This window comes from Pseudomonas sp. GW821-FHT02A11, from assembly GCF_059421985.1.
Map to the genome: position 1 here is coordinate 125,784 of NZ_JBWKWB010000009.1, position 22,491 is coordinate 148,274.

Consider the following 22,491-nt stretch of genomic DNA (forward strand, 5'->3'; position numbering starts at 1 on the left):
GGAAACAACGTTACGAGCGCGTAAGGGGGCTCAGGCGCAGCAAGTGAATGCGACGGCTGTCGGCGTTCAGGATGCGGAAACGATACGCGCCGATTTCGGTGATTTCATTACGCTTGGGCAGATGCCCGAACGCGTTCATCACCAGACCGCCCACGGTGTCGAACTCATCATCGGAGAACTCGCTGTCGAAGAACTCGTTGAAGCTCTCGATCGGCGTCAGCGCCTTGACCAGGAAGTCGCCGCTGGGCAGCGGTTTGATGTAGCTGTCTTCCTCGACGTCGTGCTCGTCTTCGATGTCGCCGACGATCTGTTCGAGCACGTCTTCGATGGTCACCAGCCCGGCCACGCCGCCGTATTCGTCGATGACGATGGCCATGTGGTTGTGGTTGGCGCGGAACTCACGCAGCAGCACGTTCAGGCGCTTGGATTCCGGCACGAAGGTGGCCGGGCGCAGCAGGCCCTTGATGTCGCCTGCATCGCCGTTTTCCTTGAGGATCAGGGGCAGCAGGTCCTTGGCCAGCAGTACACCGAGCACGTCGTCGTGGCTTTCGCCGATCACCGGATAGCGGGAGTGAGCAGAATCGATCACGGCCGGCAGCAGCTCGCGAGGGCTTTGGCTGGCCTTGATGCTGACCATCTGCGAGCGTGGGACCATGATGTCGCGCACCTGCAGGTCAGCCACCTGAATGGCGCCTTCGGCAATGGCCAGCGCTTCGCTGTCCAGCAGTTTGTTCTGATGGGCTTCGCGCAGCAGCTCAAGGAGCTCCTGGCGGTTCTTCGGCTCATGGGCAAAGGCCTGGGTCAGTTTGCCCAACCATGACTTTTGCCCGTTGCTCGATCGATCTTCGCTCATAGCCCTTACTCGTGGTCCTTGCCAGGTGTTTGTGTAGGTGGTGTGTCGACGAGTTCATCGTCGGCGTATGGGTCGGGATAGCCCAGCTCTGCAAGCAACTCTCGTTCCAGCGCTTCCATCTCTTCGGCTTCGTCGTCTTCGATGTGATCGTAGCCCAGCAAATGCAGGCAGCCGTGAATGACCAGGTGTGCCCAGTGAGCATCCAGCGCCTTGCCTTGCTCGGCGGCCTCGCGGGCCACGACCGGCACGCAGATGACCAGATCGCCCAGCAGCGGGATATCGAGCAGTTCATCGGGGACATCGGCGGGAAACGACAGCACGTTGGTGGCGTAGTCCTTGTGCCGCCAAGTGTGGTTCAGTTCCCGGCCTTCGGTTTCGTCGACCAGGCGAATGGTCATTTCCGAGTCGGCCGAGCGCTGGCGCAGGCCCATTTCACACCAGAGGCGGAACCGGGCTTCGCTGGGGGCGCTGGCTTGACTTGCAATCTGCAGATCCAGCTCAAGCATCGCGGCGGTATTCCCGTGCGGGCTGCTGGTCGTTGGTGCGTTCTTCGAAGCGCTCGTAGGCTTCGACGATGCGCTGCACCAGTGGATGGCGCACAACGTCCTTTGGCTTGAAGTGGGTGAAGCTGATGCCCGGCACGTCCTTGAGCACCTCGATGACATGGGTCAGCCCGGATTTGGTGCCTTTTGGCAGGTCGATCTGGGTGATGTCACCAGTGATCACGGCGGTGGAGCCGAAGCCGATACGGGTCAGGAACATCTTCATCTGCTCGACGGTGGTGTTCTGACTCTCGTCGAGAATGATGAAGCTGTTGTTAAGGGTGCGGCCACGCATGTAGGCCAGCGGCGCGACTTCAATCACCTGTTTCTCGATCAGCTTGGCCACGTATTCGAAGCCCAGCATCTCGTAGAGCGCGTCGTAGAGCGGTCGCAGGTAGGGGTCGATCTTTTGTGCCAGGTCGCCCGGCAGGAAGCCGAGCTTCTCGCCCGCTTCGACCGCCGGACGCACCAGCAGGATGCGACGGATCTGCTCGCGTTCGAGCGCATCGACGGCAGCAGCCACGGCCAGGTAAGTCTTGCCGGTACCGGCCGGACCGATGCCGAAGTTGATGTCGTTGGCGAGGATTTCCTTCACGTACCGCTGCTGATTCAGGCCGCGCGGGCGAATCATGCCTTTTTTGGTACGCAGGGCCACGCCGACTTCGGCGGCAGGGTGGTTGTCGAGATCTTCGACACCGGATTCCTGCAGGAACAGATGAACCATGTCCGGGGACAGCTCGGTACTCTTGGTTTCCCGATACAGCCGGCGCAACAGGTTCTCTGCCGAAGTGGTCTGTTTGCGCTCGCCAATCATCTCGAACTGGCCTCCGCGGTTGCGGATCTCGATGTCCAGGCGCTGTTCGATCAAGCGCAAGTGCTCGTCGAATTGCCCGCACAGATTGGCGAAGCGATGGGCCTCGATAGGTTCGAGGCTGAAACGATGGGGTTCTATAGGTGCGTTCAAAGTGGTTTTTAGCCGCCCGACGGCAATGAAGGTGAGATGAAGGATAACCCCTGTGGGCAGTGTCCGAAAGGGTTCACTTACTAATGGTTGAATGGCCGCGGAATTTGTACGCGACTCGCAGGCGCTGAGGGTGATTTCTGTGGGAGCGAATTTATTCGCGAAAGATTTCTCAGGCGCCAGATCTTTGTTGGCTGCACGGGCATCTCGCGAATGAATTCGCTCCCACAGGTCCTGGCCAGGCAGGCCATCGGCGATGTTGATGACAGATGAGGGCGTCCGGCCTTATTGCAACAGCGACCCACGCAGTGAGTGCGGCTGCGCGCTGTCGATGTAGACGTCGGCGAATTGCCCGATCAGCTTGGGGTTGTCGCAGCGGAAGTTGACGATGCGGTTATTCTCGGTGCGGCCTTGCAGCTCGCCCGGGTCCTTTTTCGAGTAGTCGGTCACCAGAATGCGCTGAACGGTCCCGGCCATCTTGCGGCTGATTTCAAAGCCCTGGCGGTTGATCAGGTCCTGCAACTGCTTGAGGCGCTCTTTCTTGGTGTCTTCCGAGGTGTCGTCAGCGAGGTCCGCCGCCGGGGTGCCGGGACGCGAGCTGTAGACGAAGGAATAGGAGAAGTCCATGCCGACGTCTTCGACCAGCTTCATGGTCTGCTGGTGGTCTTTCTCGGTCTCGCCGGGGAAGCCGACGATGAAGTCCGAGCTGATGCAGATGTCCGGCACTGCCGCGCGAAGCTTGCGCAGCCGCGATTTGTATTCGAGCACGGTGTGATTGCGCTTCATTGCCGCCAGGATGCGGTCCGAGCCCGATTGCACCGGCAAATGCAGGTGTTTGACCAGTTCCGGCACCTCGGCGTGGGCCTGGATCAGGCTGTCCGAGAACTCCAGCGGGTGTGAGGTGGTGTAGCGAATGCGGTCGATGCCGTCGATGGCGGCAACCACGCGGATCAGCTCGGCGAGGTCTGCCACGCGGCCGTCGTGGGTCGTGCCGCGATAGCCGTTGACGTTCTGGCCGAGCAGGGTCACTTCACGCACGCCGTTTTCGGCGAGGTGCAAGACCTCGGTGATGACGTCGTCGAACGGCCGACTGACTTCTTCGCCACGGGTGTAGGGCACCACGCAGAACGTGCAGTACTTGCTGCAGCCTTCCATGACCGACACATAGGCGCTCGGGCCATCGACACGCGGCTCGGGCAAATGGTCGAATTTTTCGATTTCCGGGAACGTGACGTCGACCTGCGGCAGGCGGGTGATGCGGGCGGCGTCGATCATTTCCGGCAGGCGGTGCAGGGTCTGCGGGCCGAACACCACATCGACGTACGGCGCGCGATCGCGAATCGCCGCGCCTTCCTGGCTGGCGACACAGCCGCCGACAGCGATCACCATTTCAGGGTTCGCCAGTTTCAGTTCGCGCCAGCGGCCAAGCTGGGAGTAGACGCGGTCCTGCGCGCGCTCGCGAATCGAGCAGGTATTGAGCAGGATGACATCGGCATCTTCCGCGCGAGCGGTGACTTCCAGCGCTTGATGTTCGCCCAGCAGGTCGACCATGCGCGAGCTGTCGTACTCGTTCATCTGGCAGCCGTGGGTTTCGATATAAAGCTTCTTGGCCATGCGGGTTCGGATTCATCAGGTGATTCAAAGAACCGCGCATTATAGTGACCCCGGCCCCGGGTTCCTAGCGTTGCTTCACGAGCGGCATGCTATAGTTCGCGCCCTTTTCAAAACACCGATCATTGCCTGCCTGTTATGACCAAACGCGAAGCTCCAATCTACAAGGTGATTTTTCTCAACCAGGGACAGGTGTACGAGATGTATGCCAAACAGATCTATCAAAGCGATCTGTGGGGGTTTCTGGAGGTAGAGGAATTCGTCTTCGGCGAGCGCACGACCGTGGTGGTTGACCCCAGCGAAGAGAAGTTGAAGCAGCAGTTCGACGGCGTGGTGCGCAGCTTCGTGCCGATGCACTCGATCGTGCGTATCGATGAAGTCGAGCGGATGGGGACGGCGAAGATCAGCGAAGCGCGTCAAACCGGCAACGTGATGCCGTTTCCCATGCCGATGCCGGACAAGTAAGCCGAACAAGGCAGGGTCCGGCGATCACCTCAGGGTTTGCTGGTATCCGGGAAGGGCGCGAAAGGCGTGCGCCCTTCAGCGGTTTGCAGCTCCAGCAGGTATTTGCGGAAGATTTGCCCCAGCACCTGGGTGGCGACTTCCAGATCTTCCTTCTTCATTTGCGCAGATACTTCATCGGCCTGATCCAGTGCATCTTCAGAACCGTTGACCGCCGCCATCTTCAGCACGATATACGCCTGAATGTTATTGGCCTGCACGCCTTCGCCACGGAAGAACATCAGGCCCAGTTGATACTGTGCCTGAGCATGGCCTTGCAACGAGGCCTGTTCGAAGTAGTTGAGTGCCTGAGTCAGATCACGGGGCGCATTCTTGCCGTCGTAATAGAACTGTCCCAACTCGTATTGCGCCTGCGCATCCCCACCTTTTGCCGCCTGCTGACACGCCGACAGCGCGGCTGGCAGGTTGTCTGGCTGGGTATTCAGGGTGCAGCGACCCACCGCTGGGATTAACAACGAGTTGCCACCTGCATTCGCCAGCAGGGGATGAAGAAGCAACAGGCAGCCCAATGCAAGGGTGCGGCCGGTGCGATTCATGGAAGTCGACTTACCTCTGAAAAAGGTGCGGGCATGCCCGTCCAGCTAAACGTGCTGGCTGCGCATTATGAAATAAGCGGGGCCTACCTTACAAAGTCTTTACTGAAATTCTGCTGCACGGGCTTGAACAGCCTGTATTCAGGGGGCTTGAAGCACCACATACAACTAACGTTTAAACAAAATAACCGGATAACAGCATAAATCAACTGTGGGAGTCGGCTTGCTGGCGAAAGCGGTGTAACAGCCACGGATGAGGTGCCTGACACTCCTACGCCAGCAAGCCGGCTCCCACAGGAGGATTTCCTGTTATTTCAGTTGTGCAAACGCCTTCTCGGCGGCATCCAGGGTCAGTTGCAGCTCCGCTTCGCCGTGGGCGATGGAGGTGAAACCGGCTTCGAATGCGCTTGGCGCCAGGTAAACGCCGCCTTCAAGCATCAGGTGGAAGAAGCGTTTGAAACGGTCGGCGTCGCTGGTCATCACGTCCTGGAACGTGACGATTTCCTTCGCGTCGGTGAAGTACAGGCCGAACATGCCGCCCGCCTGAGTGGTCACGAACGGGATGCCGGCAGCGTCCGCACGCTGTTGCAGGCCTTCAAGCAGGCGCGTGGTGAACGCACTCAATTCGTCGTGGAAGCCCGGACGGCTGATCAGACGCAGCGTGGTCAGGCCGGCGGCCATGGCCAGTGGGTTGCCCGACAAGGTGCCTGCCTGATAAACCGGGCCCAGCGGGGCGATGTGCGACATGATTTCGCGCTTGCCTCCGAAGCAGCCTACTGGCATGCCGCCGCCGATGATCTTGCCGAAGGTGCTCAGGTCGGGCTTCACGCCGTAGTAGGCTTGGGCGCCACCGAGAGCCACGCGGAAACCGGTCATCACTTCGTCGAAAATCAATACCACGCCGTGTTTGTCACACGCTTCGCGCAGGCCTTGCAGGAAGCCCGGCGCTGGCGGCACGCAGTTCATGTTGCCGGCAACTGGCTCGACGATGATGCACGCCACTTCCTGGCCGACGTCCGCGAGCATGGCGTTCACTGCCTCGAGGTCGTTGAACGGCAGGGTCAGGGTGTGTTTGGCGAACGCCGCAGGCACGCCCGGCGAGCTTGGCACGCCCAGGGTCAGGGCGCCGGAACCGGCCTTGACCAGCAGGCTGTCGGAGTGACCGTGGTAGCAGCCTTCGAACTTGATGATGCTGTCGCGACCGGTGTAGCCACGGGCCAGGCGAATGGCGCTCATGGTCGCTTCGGTGCCGGAGCTGACCATGCGCACCATTTCCATCGACGGCACGATCGAGCAGACAAGGTCCGCCATCTCGGTTTCCATCGCGGTCGGCGCGCCGTAGGACAGGCCGTGTTCCAGCTGCTTGCGCACAGCGTCCAGCACGTCCGGGTGGCTGTGGCCGAGAATCATCGGGCCCCACGAACCCACGTAATCGACGTAGCGCTTGTCGTCTTCGTCGGTGACGTAGGCGCCAGCGGCGTGTTTGAAGAACAGTGGGGTACCGCCGACGCTCTTGAACGCGCGGACCGGCGAGTTGACGCCGCCGGGAATGTGTTTCTGGGCGTTGGCGAACAGGGTTTCAGAACGGGACATGATGAGGTCTCTGCTTGAATCGAATGAGGGTGAATCGGCCTGACGCGGGATCAGGCCGATTTGAACAAGTCGTTGAAGGCGCGGGCGCGACGGGTCACTTCCTGGGTGTTTTCGGCACCGAACAGGCCGTGCACCACGGCCAGCAGGTCGGCGCCGTGGGCCACCAGGGGCGCCGCGTTTTCCAGGGTGACGCCGCCGATGACGGCAATCGGTAACGAAATACGCTTGCGCGCTTCGGCCAGCATCTCGAGGCTGCATGCCGGTGCGCCGGGCTTGGTGTTGGAATTGAAGAAGCGCCCGAACGCGACATAGGTCGCGCCATCGGCCTTGGCTTTTTCAGCCAGCTCAAGCTGCGCGTGGCAGGTGGCGCCGACGATCGCCTTGTGACCAAGCAGTGCGCGGGCGTCGGGCAGCGAACCGTCGGTCTGGCCCAAGTGCACGCCAACCCCCAGACGCGCGGCGACTTCGGCGTCATCGTTGATGATCAGGCGGGTCTTGTAACGCTCGCACAGTTTGAGCAGTTCCGAGGCCTCGCGCAGGCGGCGGGTTTCGTCACCGGATTTGTCACGGTATTGCAGCAGGGTCACGCCGCCGTCGAGAGCGGCCTCGACGTAAGCCAGGAATTTGCCGGCCAACAGTTGGCTGTCGGTAACGGCATACAAGCCACGCAGTTTCATCAGGGGTGCCTCTTTTTCGTGGCGTTACGAGCAGAAATCCAGCGGCAGGCGACGCGGCACGAACTGGCCTTTGCCCAGCTGTTCGGCGTCGCGCAACGTGCGCCAAGTGTAGTCCAGCGCAGTTTGCACGGCGCTGATCACGTCCTGCCCCAACGCCAGTCGACCGGCCAAGGCGCTGGCCAGTGTGCAGCCCGAACCGTGATAGCTGCCCGGCAGGCGCTGACAGGTAAAGGTGCGCGACTCGCCATTGCGCAGGTACAGACGGTTGTGGACTTCGTGCTCGTCGCCGTGGCCGCCGGTGATCAGCAAATGCTCGCAGAATGGCAGCAGTTTTTCGGCGCATTCGTCGGCGGTGCCTTCCGGCAATTCGGCCAAGATGCGTGCTTCCGGCAAGTTCGGCGTGGCAATGGTGGCCAGCGGCAGCAGGCGCTCACGCATCGCATAACCGACTTCATCCTTACCCAGTCGCCCACCCCCGCCTGCGCGCAGGACCGGATCGCAGACCAGCGGCAGATTCGGGTTGGCCTGTAGCAGTTCGACCACCGTGTCGACCATCTCCAGCGAGCCGAGCATGCCCAGCTTCACCGCCGCGACAGGCGAATCGTTGAGCACGGCGTTGGCCTGGGCCAGTACCCACTCGCGATCCAGCACGCGAAAATCGGTGACGTTAACGGTGTCTTGCACGGTCAGCGCGGTGACCGCAGGAGCGGCGTGACAACCCTGAGCGATCAGGGCTTCGATATCTGCCTGCAAGCCGGCGCCGCCACTGGGGTCGTGGCCGGAGAGACAGAGGACAACGGGGCGGGAGCTATAGATATTCATGGTGCGCGAGCTTACCACTAAAGTTTTTGCCGGGCCGCTGGTCGCTGCAGGATTTTTCTGTGGCCGATGCTTGAGGGCTCTAGCCCGGACCTTTCAAGCGCTACACTGCCGGTCGTCATGAAAGATTAAGGAAAGCTTGGCGTGTGACGATTTAGATGGTGTCATCAGGCTATCAAACGCTATGCTTTTGGTCAGTTTCTGTTCGTCCCCCTCAAAAGAGTGAATGCAAGTGCGTTGCCCGCTAACCCAATTGGCCGGGGTCTCCCGGATTGAAATGCAGTCTCCAATGGACCGGGGGATTCACTACGCCGCCCACAATCGTGCGGGCGGTGTCGCATGCGTTTTCTACTGACTCTGCTGCTGATCCTGCTGCCAACACTGGCCAGCGCGGTGGATTTCGACGAGCACACCCGCACCCTGCCACTGGGGCGCGCGACCATGGTTTATGAAGACCCGACAGGCGATGCGACGATCGAGACGGTCGCGTCAGCCGAGGGCCTTTCCAGGTTTCACGCGCTGGACGCCGGTTCCCTGAACGCCGGGTATTCGCGTTCGGCCTACTGGCTGAAGGTCGACCTGACTTACCGCCCCCTCAACCCGGTGGCGTCCGCCGACTGGCTGCTGGAACTGGCCTACCCGCCGATGGACCACGTAGACCTGTATCTGTCCAGTGACGGCGCGCAGCCGAGCCTTACCTGGCAGACCGGTGACATGCTGCCGTTTTCCAGCCGCCAGATTAAACAGAACAACTACCTGTTCGACCTGAATCTCAAGCCCCACGACACCAAGACCGTGTTCATTCGCGTGGCCAGTCATGGCTCGGTCCAGGCGCCACTGAACCTCTGGGCCAGCCACGCGTACATCGAAGAACAGCCATCGCGCCTGTACATCCTCGGCATGATCTACGGTGTGCTGGCAGTGATGCTGGTCTATAACCTGTTCATCTATTTGAGTGTGCGCGACCCCAGCTACCTCTATTACATCCTCTACATCAGCTGTTTCGGGTTGTATCAGGTGTCGGTGAATGGCGCGGGGATCGAATTTCTCTGGCCGGACAACCCTTGGTGGGCGAACACCTCGACCACCTTCTTGATTGCAGCGGCGATCCTGTTCGCCAGCCAGTTCGCCCGCAAGTTCCTGCAAACCCCCGGTCTGGGCTGCTGGCTGGACGCACCGCTGTGGCTGATGATGGCCTGCGCTGCAGTGATCATGGTGCTGTCGCTGTGCATGGATTACGGCATTGCGCTGCGCCTGGTAACGGCGCTCGTGCTGCTGTTCACCCCGGTGATTCTGCTGATCGGCGTCATCGCCTGGCTCAAGGGCCGACGCGTTGCGCGCTATTTCATCTTTGCCTGGTCGGCGTTTCTCATTGGCGGGGTGATCAACGCGACCATGCTGCTGGGCCATCTGCCAAACAACTTCTGGACCATGTACGCCAGCCAGATCGGCTCGGTGGTGGAAGTCGCGCTGCTGTCGCTGGCCCTGGCCGATCGCATCAACACCATGCGCGAGCGTGAAGCGCAGATCATGGCGCAGTCGAGCAGGGACCTGGAAAAACTCAACCAGCAACTGGCCGTGAGTAACCGCCTTAAAGACGAATTCCTGGCCACGCTCACCCACGAACTGCGCACGCCCATGAACGGCGTGATCGGCTCGCTGGAGTTGATGCAGATGGAGGGGGCCGAGGATGAGATTGAGCTGTACCGCCAGACCGCTGCGGATTCGGCGCAAAACATGATGGGCATCGTCAACGGCATCCTCACCCTCACCGAGCTGCAGGCCGGGCGGATCACGGTGCAGAACGAAGCGTTCAGCCTGCATCATTTGTTGTTCCAGGTGCGCAGCACATTCGAGCCGCTGGCGCGCAGCAAGATGCTCGCCCTCAGCGTGGAAGTGGCCGAGGGCCTGCCGGACAGCCTGCATGGCGATGCATTCCGTCTGCGCCAGTGCCTGGAATGCCTGACCGACAACGCGATCAAGTTCACCAAGACTGGCTCCGTGCGGATTCGCGTGGGCGGCAGTTGCACTGCGGATCGCCAGGTCAGGTTGCTGATCGATGTGATCGACACCGGTATCGGCTTCAACCGCCTGGATGAAGAAACCCTCTACGCCAACTTCTACCAAGTCGACGGCTCCATGACCCGCGAGTACGGCGGGCTGGGCATCGGATTGGCGATCTGTCGGCAATTGATCGAGTTGCAGGGCGGGCGTCTGAGTCACCAATCCGAGCCGGGCAACGGCAGCCAGTTCCGCCTGAGTGTCGATGTGGAGCAGGCCAAAGAGGGCGAAAGCGCCGTCATTTAGTCGTCTTTGGCGCTTTTTTCGACTCCGGGTGCGTGATTCACTGGCTTCTATCTGCCGCACGGACCGGAGCCCCCTTCATGAACCCGCATCAGTTCGCCGAGACCCACGATGTCACCAACCAGCCGCCCTCGCTGGATGGCACCAACCTCTACCGCATCGACGTGCCGTTGCAGGAATGGTCCCGGCGTTTCGGAGCCGGGTGGGCCGAGTCGAAAATCGACGCCTACGGCGCGCTGGCCGGGGGGCCGCTGATGGAGGCGGGATTTCTCGCCAACCAGAACAAACCGGTGTTCGCTAGCCATGACCGCTACGGCCATCGCATCGATCTGGTGGAGTTTCACCCGGCCTACCACCAGTTGATGCAAACCGCCGTCGAGCACGGCATTCCCTCGTTGCCCTGGACCGACCCGCGTGAAGGCGCGCATGTTGCCCGCGCGTCCATGAGTTACCTGCACACCCAGGCCGAGGCCGGCAGTGGTTGCCCGTTGACGATGACCTTCGCCAGCGTTCCAGCCCTGAGGCTGCAACCGGATCTGGCCGATATCTGGCTGCCCAAGATACTCGCCACCCAGTACGATCCGCGCAACGTCGGCATCGCCCACAAGGCGGGCGCGACCATCGGCATGGCCATGACCGAGAAACAGGGTGGCACCGATGTGCGCGCCAACACCACGCGCGCCTATCCCGTTGGCCAGCCCGGCCCCGGTCAGGCGTATGAGCTGGTTGGCCACAAGTGGTTCTGCTCGGCGCCGATGTGCGATGCCTTTCTCACGCTGGCGCAGACCGACAAGGGCCTGACCTGTTTTCTGCTGCCGCGACATCGCCCGGACGACACCCGCAACGAGTTCTACATACAGCGGCTGAAGAACAAACTGGGCAACTGGTCCAACGCCTCCAGTGAAGTCGAATTCCGTGGAGCACTGGCCTGGATGGTCGGCGAAGAAGGGCGCGGCGTGCCGACCATTATCGAAATGGTCGCCATGACACGCTTCGATTGCATGACCGGTTCCAGCGCCCTGATGCGTCAGGCATTGACCCAGGCCGCTCACCATTGCGCCCATCGAAGTGTCAGCGGGCGTGTCCTCAGCGAGCAGCCTTTGATGCAAAACGTGTTGGCCGACCTGGCGCTGGAAAGCGAAGCGGCGCTGGCGCTGACCTTGCGCATGGGCCGCTCGCTGGAGCGGCTGGACGACTCACACGAAGCGCGCTTCGCCCGGCTGGTGACGGCGGTGGGCAAGTACTGGATCTGCAAACGCGCCCCGGCCATGATCAACGAAGCCGCCGAATGCATGGGCGGGGCGGGGTATGTCGAGGACACGATCCTGCCGCGTCTTTACAGAGAAGCGCCGGTCAACTCGACGTGGGAAGGCTCGGGTAACGTGCAGTGCCTGGACGTGCTGAGGGCGCTGTCCAAGGAGCCCGGTGTACTCGATGCACTGTTCGACGAATTGGGCGATGGCCATGGCGATGCGCGACTGGCGGCGCATATCAGTCAATTGAAGGTAGCGTTCAAGGACACCAGCGACATCCAGTACCGTGCTCGTCAATTGACTGAAAACATTGCTGTCGCCCTGCAGGCCAAACTGCTGCTCGAAGCGGGGAACTCCATCGTCAGTGACGGCTTCATCGCCGGGCGCCTGCAGCATCCGGGTCGCGTGTACGGCGCGCTGCCCCGTGGGGTGGATGTCGAAGCGTTGGTGGCGCGGTCCACCCCGCACATCCTTTGATCCACACGTCCATTCGCGCTGTTGATCTACTGTGGGAGCGAATTCATTCGCGAGACGCAGGCATGGGCGCCTATCTGTGTCGGATGTACCTTCGCCTCGCGAATGAATTCGCTCCCACAGGGGAATACCGCGTCCGGTCTGTATTTCATCAACGCCGTTCGTGCCTTCCCCCGCCGTTGCAGGCAAGATGGAGCCTTGCAAGATCAGAAGGATGCGCATCGTGACTGAAGCTTTCATTGTCGTAAAAACCGCCGAGCAAGCTGTGGACCGGCTTGCCGAATTGCACGGTCGTGCGACCAGCGCCCTGAGCCAGGCGCTCAAGCGTTACCTCAAAGACCGCATCGAACCTGACGCCGCCGAGCGTCTGCTGTTCCGCTACCCCGAATTACGCCTGACCTACCATTGCCATGGCGAAGTACCGCTGACCACTCGCGCCTACGCCAAGGTTCAACTGCCAGGCACCTACAGCGTCACCGTCACCCACCCGGCGGCCTTTCGCAAATACCTGATCGAACAGCTCGTGCCGTTGATGAACGACTTCACCGTCACGGTCGAAGTGGGCGTCAGCGAGCAGAACATTCCGTATCCCTACGTGGTAGAGCAGGGCGATGAGCTCGCCGGTACCGGCGTGACCGCAGCGACCCTGGCCCGTGTGTTCCCGAGCACCGACCTGTCTGCCGCCACCGACGGTATCGCCGATGGCCTGTACGACTGGGCCAACACCGACCCGTTGCCGCTGGCGCTGTTCGACGCCGCCCGCGTGGACTTCTCGCTGCGTCGTCTGGTGCACTACACCGGCAGCGACTGGCGCCATGTACAGCCGTGGATTTTGCTGACCAACTACCACCGCTATGTCGACCAGTTCATCGTCCATGGCCTGGAAAAACTGCGCGACGATCCGCGCTTCGTGAAGATGGTCCTGCCGGGTAACGTGGTCGTCGACAAGAACATGGATCACGGCGAGGCCCAGGCCATCGTCTCCAGCGTGGTCTGGCACCGCTATCAGATGCCGGCCTATCACCTGATCGCCGAAGACGGTCACGGCGTGACCCTAGTCAACATCGGCGTCGGCCCCTCCAACGCCAAGAACATCACCGACCACTTGGCCGTGCTGCGTCCGCATTGCTGGCTGATGATCGGCCACTGCGGCGGCCTGCGTCAGTCCCAGACCATCGGCGACTATGTGCTGGCTCACGCCTACATGCGCCGCGACGGCATTCTTGACCGCGTGCTGCCGCCGAACATCCCGATTCCGGCCCTGGCCGAGGTGCAACTGGCGCTGCAGGAATCCGCTGCGCAAGTCACCGGCGAGCGTGGCGACGATCTGAAAAAACGCCTGCGCACCGGCACCGTGCTGACCTATGACGACCGTAACTGGGAGCTGCGCTGGGCTCAGGAGCGTCCGCTGATCAACCTGTCCCGCGCTGTGGCCGTGGACATGGAAAGCGGCACCATCGCAGCTCAGGGGTATCGCCTGCGCGTGCCGTACGGGACGCTGCTCTGTGTGTCGGACAAACCGCTGCACAGCGAGATCAAACTGCCAGGCTCGGCCAACGCCTTTTACGAGCGCGCCGTGACCCAGCATTTGAAGATCGGCATCGCCGCGCTGGACCTCATGCGCACTCAGCTCAACTCGCTGCACTCGCGCAAACTGCGCAGTTTCGACGAGCCGCCGTTCCGCTGAGGCTAGGCGTTTAGCAAAAGGGCCACTAAAGTGGCCCTTTCTGTTTTCGCGCTTTGAGTGGTCATGCCCCGTAATCAACGTCCCGTTTCCCGCCGCCCTGCGCCGAATGCTTCCGGCGCACCTCGTCGCGTCGTCAAGGCCCCGCCGGCCGAGCCCCGGTTGATCCTGTTCAACAAACCGTTCGACGTCCTGACCCAATTCAGCGACGGAGAAGGGCGCCAGACGCTCAAGGATTTCATCGAGATTCCCGGCATTTACCCCGCCGGTCGACTGGACCGCGACAGCGAAGGCTTGCTCCTACTGACCAACGATGGGCAGTTACAGGCGCGTATCGCCGACCCGAAACACAAGCTGGCCAAGACGTATTGGGTGCAAGTGGAAGGCGAGCCGAACGAGGAGCAGCTGCAAAAACTGCGCGATGGCGTTGAGCTGAACGACGGCCCGACCTTGCCCGCCCAGGCCCGGCAGCTCGATGAGCCCCAGCTGTGGCCGCGCAACCCGCCGGTGCGTTTTCGCAAAAGCGTACCGACGAGCTGGCTGGAGCTGATCATCAAGGAAGGACGCAATCGTCAGGTACGCAGGATGACGGCGGCAGTAGGATTGCCGACGTTGCGGCTGGTGCGGGTGCGAATTGGCGACTGGAGTATCGAAGGGTTGGATCAGGGGCAGTGGCGGGAAGTGCCAGCGAAGTTGTAGGCGCGTGCATGGCTGGTCCGTGACGCTAACGGCGAGCGCGTATTCACTGTGGGAGCGAATTCATTCGGGAGGGGGCGGTGCAGACGACACATCTCCATTGAATGGGCGATTTTCGCGAATGAATTCGCTCCCACAGGGTGGGCAGCGTCGACTGCAAATCACTTATGCTGCTCGATATAAGCAATCACCACGCTCTTGATCACGAACGCCAGTACGCCCAGCCCCAGCACCCCAAACAGAATCATCGTGCCCAACCGCCCGGCCTTGGACTTCTTCGCCAGGTCCCAGACAATGAACCCCATGAAACCGATCAGCACGGTCACCAGAATGGTCATCATCCATTCTTCGAACAGTTCGGGTTCCATGGTCATCTCCAGTCGGGCGGGTTTGCGAGTATAGAACGCTGACAGCCGATCAACTGCGCAGGTGAACCAGCGGCAGTTCGGTGCTGGCCAGCACCTGATTGAGCACGAAGCTCGAACGTACGCTGGTAACCCCGTCGATACGGGTCAGGTGGCCCAGCAGGAATTTCTGATAGTGGTCCATGTCCGGCACCACGACCTTGAGCTGGTAGTCGGCGTCGACACCCGTGACCAGGCTGCACTCAAGCACCTGCGGCAGGCTGCGGATCTGCTGTTCGAAGTTTTCGAAACGGTCGGGGGTGTGACGGTCCATGCCGATCAGCACATAGGCGGTCAGGCTCAGGCCCAGCTTCTTGCGATCGAGCAGCGCCACCTGACGCACGATGTAGCCGTCGTCTTCAAGCTGTTTGACCCGTCGCGAGCAGGGAGAAGGCGACAATCCGATGCGCTCGGCCAGTTCCTGATTGGAAATACGCGCATCGCGCTGCAGTTCAGCCAGGATACTCAGGTCATACCTATCGAGCTTGCTCACGTCGGGCTCCTTTTATTCGATCGATTGCGCCGAATTATTCATCCGAAGGGAAAAATTGCGCAAGTGGTGTTTTCATCAGCAACATTCGCAATCCTGTGTCGCCTGCCCAAGCCTATGCTTTAAACCAGAATCACTGCCCGGACATAGCGTCCAGCGCGGCCCGCCGAATCAGGCCAGCCGCGGCCTCCAATCCGACAGGGTTGACCAGGCCACCGGGCTACGCACTGTCCAGAAGACGATGCGAGGTGAGCCGGCGTCAAAAGCGCCGAGCCAGGACGAAGTCTCCAAGAGAGGGCTGACGAGCCCTCTTTTTTTATGCCCGCGATTCAGGCACGCAGATGATTTTCCAAGGGTGCGGATCATCAGGCTCGCTGTTAGAGTGCGGCGAACGGCGCCCCCATTACGCAGTCCTATCATCAGGTATCCGCGCCGCAGTGAGGAAAGCATGAACACGCGCATCTGGCGTTTGGCAGGTGTCAGTCTTTTGGCCTTGAGCATCAGTGCTCAGGTGTTGGCCGACGATAACAATCAACAACAACAGCAGCAGCAGCAGCGTAACGAGCAGCGCCAGCAGCAACGTGGCTTCGAGCAGCAGCGTCAGCAGCAACAGAATCAGCAACGCACGTTCAATGAAGATCGCCAGCGCGAGCAACGCAGCTTCAATGAAGATCGCCAACGCGAGCAACAGCAACAACAGCAGCAACAACGCCAGCAGCAACAACAGCAATATCAGCAACAGCGCCAGCAGGAGCAGCTGAACCAGCAGCGGCAGATCCAGCAAAATCAACAGCAGCGCTTCGATCAGCAGCGCCAGCAACAGGACCGCGAGCGCCAGAATCAGGCGCAACAGCAGATGCAACAACAGCAGCGTCAGGAACAGCTTCAACAACAGCAACGCCAACAGCAGCAACAGCTGCAACAGCGTCAGTTGCAGGATCGCCAAGGCAGCCTGCCGATCCAGAGCCGTCCGGACACCGCCGTGCAAACGCAGCAACCCCGTCAGGGTTTCTACCGTGATCAGCCCAACAACCCATGGCGCAATGGCGACAATCGCCCCGGCTACAACGGTCGGCCTGATGGGCGTGGGCATGGCGACGGCTGGGGTGGCGGTCCGCGTTATCGCCCCGGTTACGAGATAGACCGGATTCCCGGTGGTTATTCCCGAGTGCCCTACCACGGCAGTGACTACTTCTACTCAGGCGGCTACTGGTATCGCCCGCAAGGCCCGCGCTATGTGGTGGTTGCGCCGCCACGTGGGGTTCGCGTGCGGTACCTGCCGGACTACGCGCAGCAAGTCTGGCTGGGCAGCGCGCTGTTCTTCCTCGCCGCTGGCACGTACTACACCTATGAGCAGAGTACTCAGGAATACATCGTGGCCGAACCGCCTCAGGGGGTTGAGCCGGTGTACAGCCCAGAGCAACCGGCGCAGGCGTCCAATCCGTACGACGTCATTGCTTACCCGGCCAACGGCCAGACCCAGCAGCAGATCGATCAAGACCGCTACGACTGCTACCGCTACGCTGTTCAGCAGAGCAATTTCGACCCCGCGGCCGCGACCTATCAGCCCGCGCCGGAAGTGGTCGGTGTCTTCCGTCAGGCCATGGCGGGGTGTTATGCGAGTCGTGGCTACAGCGTGCAGCAGTGAAGGCTTTAAGGACCGGTGATGCTCACCTGTGGGAGCGAATTCATTCGCGAAAAATGCGTCAGGCGACAAAGATGCGTCGGCTGAACATGCCTCTCGCGAATGAATTCGCTCCCACAGAGAACATCACCGGTTTGGCATCAGGTGATTTGCAGCCTCAGTTCAAAACCGGGCTACCCGCCCGGTTCACCACTTCCTGAGGGTCGGCGTGCACCAGCACTTCGGCTTTGGGAAATTCAGCAATGATCGCCCGTTCGACCTGCTCGCACAGATCGTGCGCGACCAACAGGGTCAGCGCGCCGGGCAATTCCAGATGTAACTGCACGAACCAATGATTGCCTGAAATGCGCGTGCGCAGGTCATGGGCACCAAGCACGCCGGGCACCCCTTGCGCCAGCTCCAGCATGCGCGAGCTGACTCCTGGTTCCAGCTCGGTATCCATCAGCACCGACACGGTTTCGCGAGCAATGGAAATCGCGCTCCACAGAATATAGAACGCGATAGCCAGACCGAAATACGCATCCAGCTGGTCATAGCCAACGTACGCCAGCCCCAGCGCGACCATGATGCTGATGTTCAGCAGCAGGTCGGAGCGATAATGCAGCGAGTCGGCGCGAATCGCTGCCGAGCCGGTTTCCTTCACGACTTTGTTCTGCAGCATCAGCAGCGCGACGGTCAGGGCGATCGACAGCACCATCACCAGCATGCCCAGCCCCGGCGCACTCAGCGGCTGTGGGTGCTGAATGCGCTCGATGGCCTGAAAACCGATCAGAAACGCACTCACCGCGATGAACAGCGACTGCGCCATCCCTGACAACGCCTCGGCCTTGCCGTGACCGTAGCGGTGATCCTCATCGGCCGGGCGCAGCGCGTAATGCACCGCCAGCAGATTAAGGAACGACGCCGCGCCATCGAGCAGCGAGTCGGTCAGACCCGCCAGCAGGCTGACCGAACCGCTCAGCCACCAGGCCACGGCCTTGGCAACGATCAGGATACTGGCGACGGCCAGCGATGCGCGCGTCGCCAAACGCAATAACCGGGCGTGTTCAGGGCTGCTGCTCATGGCGCTTCCTTCAGGCAAAACATCGAAAACATCAGGCCGACGGGACCAGCCCCAGCGATGCCAGTTGCTCCACGCTGCCTTGGTGTTGAATCAGGCGCGGGTCATCCAGCGGCAGGCTACGGCCCAGCTCGGTCTGGATGATGGCTTGCAGTTTGCTGTTGTCGACCGAGCCATCGGTACGCACAGCCGGTTGCAGTTTCTGTGGATCGATCTGCGCCTGCTTGCCTTCAGGCAGGTAGATCGCACCCGTGGCGAAGTCGACGCCGAAGGCGATCACGCCAGGGATGATGTAAAACAGCAGGCCAATGGCGTCCAGTACCACAATCGCCGGGTCCATCCGCCCGCTGCCTTGAATCTGACCACGACGATCAGGGTAGAAGATGCTGCCGCAGGCTGTCAGTTGAGCCAGCAGGGTTACAACCAGGGCACCGCCAATCAAACGGGAATGAATACGCATGAAGATCTCCTCAGAGGAAGTCGCAACTATACAAGGCAAATGTCTAATCAATAAGACTATCCAGTGAGTGAGAGGGTTCTGCGTTGGGGGAAACAAAGGTTGGCCGCCGCCCCGTATAATCGGCAGCCTGTTTTGGAGCCCCCATGATTTCTCTGCCCATTGATGCCGTCCTGCCTGCCTTGCGCCAGGCCCTTGTCGATCGTAATGAAGCGGTGCTTGAAGCGCCCCCCGGGGCGGGCAAGACGACCCGTGTGCCGCTGGCACTGTTGCAGGAGCCGTGGCTGGCGGGGCAGACGATTCTGATGCTTGAGCCTCGGCGTCTGGCGGCGCGTGCTGCGGCCGAGCGCTTGGCGTCGGAGTTGGGCGAGAAGGTCGGGGAGACAGTGGGTTACCGAATCCGCCTGGACAGCAAGGTCGGCCCCCGCACGCGGATTGAAGTGGTGACCGAGGGCATTCTCACGCGCCGCCTGCAGGAAGACCCTTCGCTGGAAGGCGTCGGGCTGCTCATCTTCGACGAATACCATGAGCGAAGTCTGGATGCCGACCTGGCCTTGGCTCTGAGCCTCAATGGCCGGGCGCTGTTTCGTGATGAGCAGCCGCTGAAAATCCTCTTGATGTCGGCGACGCTGGAGGGCGAGCGGCTGTCGAGTCTGCTGGACGACGCGCCAGTGATCAGCAGTGAAGGGCGCATGTTCCCGGTGGCTATGCATTGGGGCCGCCCGTTTCAGCCGGGAGAATTCATCGAGCCGCGGGTGGTGCAGACCGTGCTCGACGCTTTAGGCAACGAGACCGGCAGTCTTCTGGTGTTTCTGCCGGGGCAGGCGGAGATTCGTCGGGTCAACCAGCAACTGGCCGACGCGTTGAGCGAGCGCCGCGATGTGATGCTGTGCCCGCTGCATGGCGAGCTCGACCTGAGTGCTCAGCGTGCCGCCATCGAGCCTGCGCCCAAGGGCACGCGCAAAGTGGTGCTGGCGACCAACATTGCCGAGACCAGCCTGACCATCGACGGCGTGCGCGTCGTGGTCGATGCAGGACTGGCGCGCGTACCGCGTTTCGATCCGGGCAGCGGCATGACACGCCTCGACACGCAGCGCATCTCCCGCGCCAGCGCCACTCAGCGTGCCGGTCGGGCAGGGCGTCTGGAGCCGGGGGTGTGTTATCGCCTGTGGTCCGAAACGCAACACGATCAGCTGGCCGCCTATGGCGCGGCGGAAATCCTTCAGGCGGACCTCGCAGGCCTTGCCTTGCAGCTGGCGCGCTGGGGCGTTGAGCCTGCGCAATTGGCGTGGCTGGACCTGCCGCCCGCCGCTGCTTATGCCCAGGCGCAGGATTTGCTTGGGCGTCTCGGCGCGTTGAATCGCGAGCCGGGCGAAGACTGGAAGCTTTCAGCCCACGGCCAGAAGATGGCCGAAGTGCCGGCCCATCCGCGCATCGCCCATCTGCTGTTGCGCGGACAGGAACTGGGCCTCGGCGCGCTGGCCTGTGATGTCGCTGCACTGCTCGGCGAGCGCGACATTCTGCGTGGCGCGGGCGCCGATTTGCACAGCCGTTTGACGTTGTTGGCAGGCACCGAACGGGCCGGGCGCTCTGCTCAAGGCGGGGTGCAGCGAGCCAAGCAACTGGCGCGGCAATATCGTGGCTATTTGAAGGGGGCGCCCAAGCAGGCGGTTGCCGATCCTGATCACCCTCGCTGGCTCGGCGCCTTGCTGGCCTTGGCCTATCCCGACCGCGTCGCGCAGCAACGCAAGGCGGGTGGCGCTGAGTACCGGCTGGCCAATGGACGTGCCGCACTGTTTGCCGAGCCAGACGCACTGATGAAGGAGCCGTGGCTGGTGGTCGCGGATCTGGGCAGCCGTCAGGGGCAGCGTGAGGAGCGCATTTATCTCGCCGCCGAGTTCGATCCGGCGCTGTTCGACTCCGTGCTCGCCGAGCAGGTCGTGCAGTTCGACCAACTGGACTGGGACGAGCGCGAAGGCGTGTTTCGCGCCGAACGCCAGCGCAAGGCCGGCGAGCTGATCATCAGCCGCGAGCCTCTGACCGGGCTGGATGATGCTGCCCGAGGTCAGGCGTTGCTGGCGCTGGTGCGACGCAAAGGTCTGGAGCTGCTGCCGTGGACGCCGGAGCTGCGTCAGTGGCAGGCGCGCGTGGCACTGTTGCGTCAGCTGGATTTGCACAAGCAGGACAGCAGCGAATGGCCGGACGTCAGCAACGATGCCTTGCTGGCGAAGCTGGAACAGTGGCTGCTGCCGTATCTGGGCAAAGTCACGCGGCTGAGCCATTTCGGCAATCTGGATCTGTCGTCGATCCTGCACAACTTGCTGCCCTGGCCTCTGCCCCAGCGCCTGGACGAGCAGGCGCCTCATCATCTGAGTGTGCCGTCGGGGTCATCGGTGCGGCTGGATTACAGCGAGTACCCGCCGATTCTGGCGGTGCGGTTGCAGGAATTGTTCGGGCTGTCCGACACGCCACGCATCGCGGGCGGTCGGCAGATCGTCAAACTGCATTTGCTGTCTCCGGCGCGTCGACCGGTGCAGGTGACGCAGGATCTGGCCAACTTCTGGCGCAGCACCTATGCCGAGGTGAAGAAGGATCTGAAGGGGCGTTACCCCAAACATTACTGGCCTGACGACCCCCTGATTGCAGAACCGACCGCACGAGCCAAGCCTCGTAAATGAGCGCCGACTCCGGGGCCGGCGATGATCAAAACTGTGGGAGCGAATTCATTCGCGAGGCGGCAGTACATCCGACACTAATGGGGCGACCCTACCGACGTCGCGAATAAATTCGCTCCCACAGGTTTGAGCTGCGTTGGGTTTTACTCTTGGGCAGGCAGCAAGAACCGGCCAATCACCGGCAAGTGATCGGAGATCAGCAGCGTATCCCCCTGTCGAACCTGCCCATCGACCCGCTTCAACGCCGGGCAGTAGAACAGGTAATCCTGCGTACGATCCGGGCCGTTTACCCGTGGGTCGTTGGGAAAACGCGTGTACCAGGTGCGACGATCCTCACCGTTGATCGCTTCGTTGCTGGGGATCATCGGGTATTTGTCCCATAACAGGTGAAGTTCGCTTTCCGGTGCGTAGCGTTCACGCTGTTCGGCAGGCAGCCGTGAGTACTGCCCTTGAGGCAGCAGGTTGAAGTCGCCGCCACTGATCCAGGGTGTGCCGCTTTTATCGAAGCCATCCAGCAGTTCAGCGGCTGCCGTCACTTGACGCTGCAAGGCGTCGTCGCCCGGAGGGAAGTCGCCCAGATGGGTGTTGACCACTGCCAGCTGACCGCCGTCGTTCACGGGCAGGTAGCTCACCAGTAGCGCATGGTGTGGCTCGAATGCGCGGCCGATCAGGCTACCGCTGGGCGAGGGCAGTTGCAGGCGTTCGGCCTTTTCCAGCCGGTAGCGGCTGAGGGTGGCGAGCTTGGTGCCCACGCTGCCGAAGATGTGCGGGTTGGGCACGAAGTCCGATTTCCAGTAGAACGCTTCGGTGCTGCACGGGTACAGATCGGTGACGCGTTCCTGCAGCAGCGCCAGTTGGTTGGCATAGTCGGTGCGCTTGGCGCCGTCGTCGACTTCCTGCAACAACACGATGTCCGGCTGTTCGTCGCGAATCACCCGCGCCACTTCGTCGAGGTTATAGGCAATGTCTTCGGGGGTGGGGCGCTCGTCCGGGCCGCTGCCGTCGGCCATGTCGTACCAGAACACGTAGCGCTTGCCGGCCAGGTATTGAATGTTCCAGGTCATGACTTTGACCGCCTGGCCCGGCACGAGCATGGGAGGCGCGGCGTCCTTGGCGTTGCAGCTGACCGGCATCTGCTCGTGCCGGGCCGGATGCCAGGTGATGTCATACAGCAGCCCCGCCGCCAGGGCGGTCAGCAGCGCGAGTGCAACGACAAAACGCGTCAAACGTTGCATCGG

General features: G+C 61.6%; 21 protein-coding genes. 7 read left to right on the forward strand and 14 right to left on the reverse strand.

Features of this window, described 5'->3' with window-relative positions:
* Positions 1–10 precede the first annotated feature (10 nt).
* The 4 genes from AC07V9_RS15465 to miaB all read right to left on the reverse strand — a co-directional run bounded on the left by AC07V9_RS15465 (position 11) and on the right by miaB (position 3,970).
* Positions 11–853: a CorC family transporter gene (locus AC07V9_RS15465; RefSeq protein ID WP_495016542.1), complete on the reverse strand. Its 843-nt coding sequence runs from the start codon at positions 851–853 to the stop codon at positions 11–13.
* 5 nt (positions 854–858) lie between these two features.
* Positions 859–1,359: an rRNA maturation RNase YbeY gene (gene ybeY, locus AC07V9_RS15470; protein ID WP_495016543.1), complete on the reverse strand. Its 501-nt coding sequence runs from the start codon at positions 1,357–1,359 to the stop codon at positions 859–861.
* The gene (locus AC07V9_RS15475; protein WP_495016544.1) at positions 1,352–2,359 is read right to left on the reverse strand and encodes a PhoH family protein; all 1,008 of its coding nucleotides are present in this window, start codon (positions 2,357–2,359) and stop codon (positions 1,352–1,354) included. The genes ybeY and AC07V9_RS15475 overlap by 8 nt, the downstream gene beginning before the upstream one ends.
* Positions 2,360–2,641: 282 nt before the next feature.
* A complete protein-coding gene (gene miaB / locus AC07V9_RS15480; protein WP_495016545.1) occupies positions 2,642–3,970 on the reverse strand; it encodes a tRNA (N6-isopentenyl adenosine(37)-C2)-methylthiotransferase MiaB in 1,329 nt (442 codons plus the stop codon).
* A 135-nt stretch (positions 3,971–4,105) separates the two neighbouring features.
* Between miaB and AC07V9_RS15485 the strand changes: the two genes are divergently transcribed.
* Complete coding sequence (locus tag AC07V9_RS15485; protein WP_166597495.1) at positions 4,106–4,432, forward strand: DUF1820 family protein; 327 nt, start codon at positions 4,106–4,108, stop codon at positions 4,430–4,432.
* A 29-nt stretch (positions 4,433–4,461) separates the two neighbouring features.
* Here the strand turns inward: AC07V9_RS15485 and AC07V9_RS15490 are convergent, their stop codons facing one another.
* The 4 genes from AC07V9_RS15490 to AC07V9_RS15505 all read right to left on the reverse strand — a co-directional run bounded on the left by AC07V9_RS15490 (position 4,462) and on the right by AC07V9_RS15505 (position 8,114).
* Positions 4,462–5,025 carry a tetratricopeptide repeat protein gene (locus AC07V9_RS15490; protein ID WP_495016546.1) on the reverse strand — a complete coding sequence of 188 codons (564 nt, stop codon included), beginning with the start codon at positions 5,023–5,025 and terminating at the stop codon, positions 4,462–4,464.
* Positions 5,026–5,331: 306 nt separating this feature from the next.
* Positions 5,332–6,615: a glutamate-1-semialdehyde 2,1-aminomutase gene (gene hemL / locus AC07V9_RS15495; RefSeq protein WP_495016547.1), complete on the reverse strand. Its 1,284-nt coding sequence runs from the start codon at positions 6,613–6,615 to the stop codon at positions 5,332–5,334.
* 50 nt (positions 6,616–6,665) lie between these two features.
* Positions 6,666–7,292, reverse strand: coding sequence for a thiamine phosphate synthase (gene thiE, locus AC07V9_RS15500; protein WP_495016548.1), 627 nt, complete (start codon positions 7,290–7,292; stop codon positions 6,666–6,668).
* A gap of 24 nt (positions 7,293–7,316) precedes the next feature.
* Positions 7,317–8,114 (reverse strand): hydroxymethylpyrimidine/phosphomethylpyrimidine kinase, encoded by a 798-nt coding sequence (locus AC07V9_RS15505; RefSeq protein WP_495016549.1) that lies wholly within the window; start codon positions 8,112–8,114, stop codon positions 7,317–7,319.
* Between the two features lie 336 nt (positions 8,115–8,450).
* Between AC07V9_RS15505 and AC07V9_RS15510 the strand changes: the two genes are divergently transcribed.
* From AC07V9_RS15510 to AC07V9_RS15525, 4 genes are all read left to right on the forward strand, one after another.
* Positions 8,451–10,418 (forward strand): sensor histidine kinase, encoded by a 1,968-nt coding sequence (locus tag AC07V9_RS15510; RefSeq protein WP_495016550.1) that lies wholly within the window; start codon positions 8,451–8,453, stop codon positions 10,416–10,418.
* 77 nt (positions 10,419–10,495) lie between these two features.
* Positions 10,496–12,145: an acyl-CoA dehydrogenase family protein gene (locus tag AC07V9_RS15515; RefSeq protein ID WP_495016551.1), complete on the forward strand. Its 1,650-nt coding sequence runs from the start codon at positions 10,496–10,498 to the stop codon at positions 12,143–12,145.
* 211 nt (positions 12,146–12,356) lie between these two features.
* The gene (amn, locus tag AC07V9_RS15520; RefSeq protein ID WP_495016552.1) at positions 12,357–13,829 is read left to right on the forward strand and encodes an AMP nucleosidase; all 1,473 of its coding nucleotides are present in this window, start codon (positions 12,357–12,359) and stop codon (positions 13,827–13,829) included.
* A gap of 63 nt (positions 13,830–13,892) precedes the next feature.
* The gene (locus tag AC07V9_RS15525; protein WP_495016553.1) at positions 13,893–14,525 is read left to right on the forward strand and encodes a pseudouridine synthase; all 633 of its coding nucleotides are present in this window, start codon (positions 13,893–13,895) and stop codon (positions 14,523–14,525) included.
* 158 nt (positions 14,526–14,683) lie between these two features.
* On the opposite strand, the gene AC07V9_RS15530 is transcribed toward AC07V9_RS15525, so the two are convergent.
* The 3 genes from AC07V9_RS15530 to AC07V9_RS15540 all read right to left on the reverse strand — a co-directional run bounded on the left by AC07V9_RS15530 (position 14,684) and on the right by AC07V9_RS15540 (position 16,308).
* The gene (locus tag AC07V9_RS15530) at positions 14,684–14,890 is read right to left on the reverse strand and encodes a DUF2788 domain-containing protein (protein ID WP_495016554.1); all 207 of its coding nucleotides are present in this window, start codon (positions 14,888–14,890) and stop codon (positions 14,684–14,686) included.
* A 49-nt stretch (positions 14,891–14,939) separates the two neighbouring features.
* Positions 14,940–15,419 carry an Lrp/AsnC family transcriptional regulator gene (locus AC07V9_RS15535; RefSeq protein ID WP_495016555.1) on the reverse strand — a complete coding sequence of 160 codons (480 nt, stop codon included), beginning with the start codon at positions 15,417–15,419 and terminating at the stop codon, positions 14,940–14,942.
* A 400-nt stretch (positions 15,420–15,819) separates the two neighbouring features.
* The gene (locus AC07V9_RS15540; RefSeq protein WP_495016556.1) at positions 15,820–16,308 is read right to left on the reverse strand and encodes a hypothetical protein; all 489 of its coding nucleotides are present in this window, start codon (positions 16,306–16,308) and stop codon (positions 15,820–15,822) included.
* On the opposite strand from AC07V9_RS15540, the gene AC07V9_RS15545 reads away from it, so the two are divergent.
* The gene (locus AC07V9_RS15545) at positions 16,273–17,064 is read left to right on the forward strand and encodes a DUF6515 family protein (RefSeq protein ID WP_495016557.1); all 792 of its coding nucleotides are present in this window, start codon (positions 16,273–16,275) and stop codon (positions 17,062–17,064) included. The genes AC07V9_RS15540 and AC07V9_RS15545 overlap by 36 nt on opposite strands.
* Positions 17,065–17,218: 154 nt before the next feature.
* On the opposite strand, the gene AC07V9_RS15550 is transcribed toward AC07V9_RS15545, so the two are convergent.
* Positions 17,219–18,124: a cation diffusion facilitator family transporter gene (locus AC07V9_RS15550; RefSeq protein WP_495016558.1), complete on the reverse strand. Its 906-nt coding sequence runs from the start codon at positions 18,122–18,124 to the stop codon at positions 17,219–17,221.
* A 31-nt stretch (positions 18,125–18,155) separates the two neighbouring features.
* Positions 18,156–18,581 (reverse strand): periplasmic Zn2+ metallochaperone PmcY, encoded by a 426-nt coding sequence (gene pmcY / locus AC07V9_RS15555; protein WP_495016559.1) that lies wholly within the window; start codon positions 18,579–18,581, stop codon positions 18,156–18,158.
* 143 nt (positions 18,582–18,724) lie between these two features.
* Here pmcY and hrpB point away from each other — a divergent pair, with 143 nt between their 5' ends.
* Positions 18,725–21,256: an ATP-dependent helicase HrpB gene (gene hrpB / locus AC07V9_RS15560; protein WP_495016560.1), complete on the forward strand. Its 2,532-nt coding sequence runs from the start codon at positions 18,725–18,727 to the stop codon at positions 21,254–21,256.
* A 140-nt stretch (positions 21,257–21,396) separates the two neighbouring features.
* On the opposite strand, the gene AC07V9_RS15565 is transcribed toward hrpB, so the two are convergent.
* Positions 21,397–22,488 carry an endonuclease/exonuclease/phosphatase family protein gene (locus tag AC07V9_RS15565; RefSeq protein ID WP_495016561.1) on the reverse strand — a complete coding sequence of 364 codons (1,092 nt, stop codon included), beginning with the start codon at positions 22,486–22,488 and terminating at the stop codon, positions 21,397–21,399.
* Between the last annotated feature and the right edge of the window lie 3 nt (positions 22,489–22,491).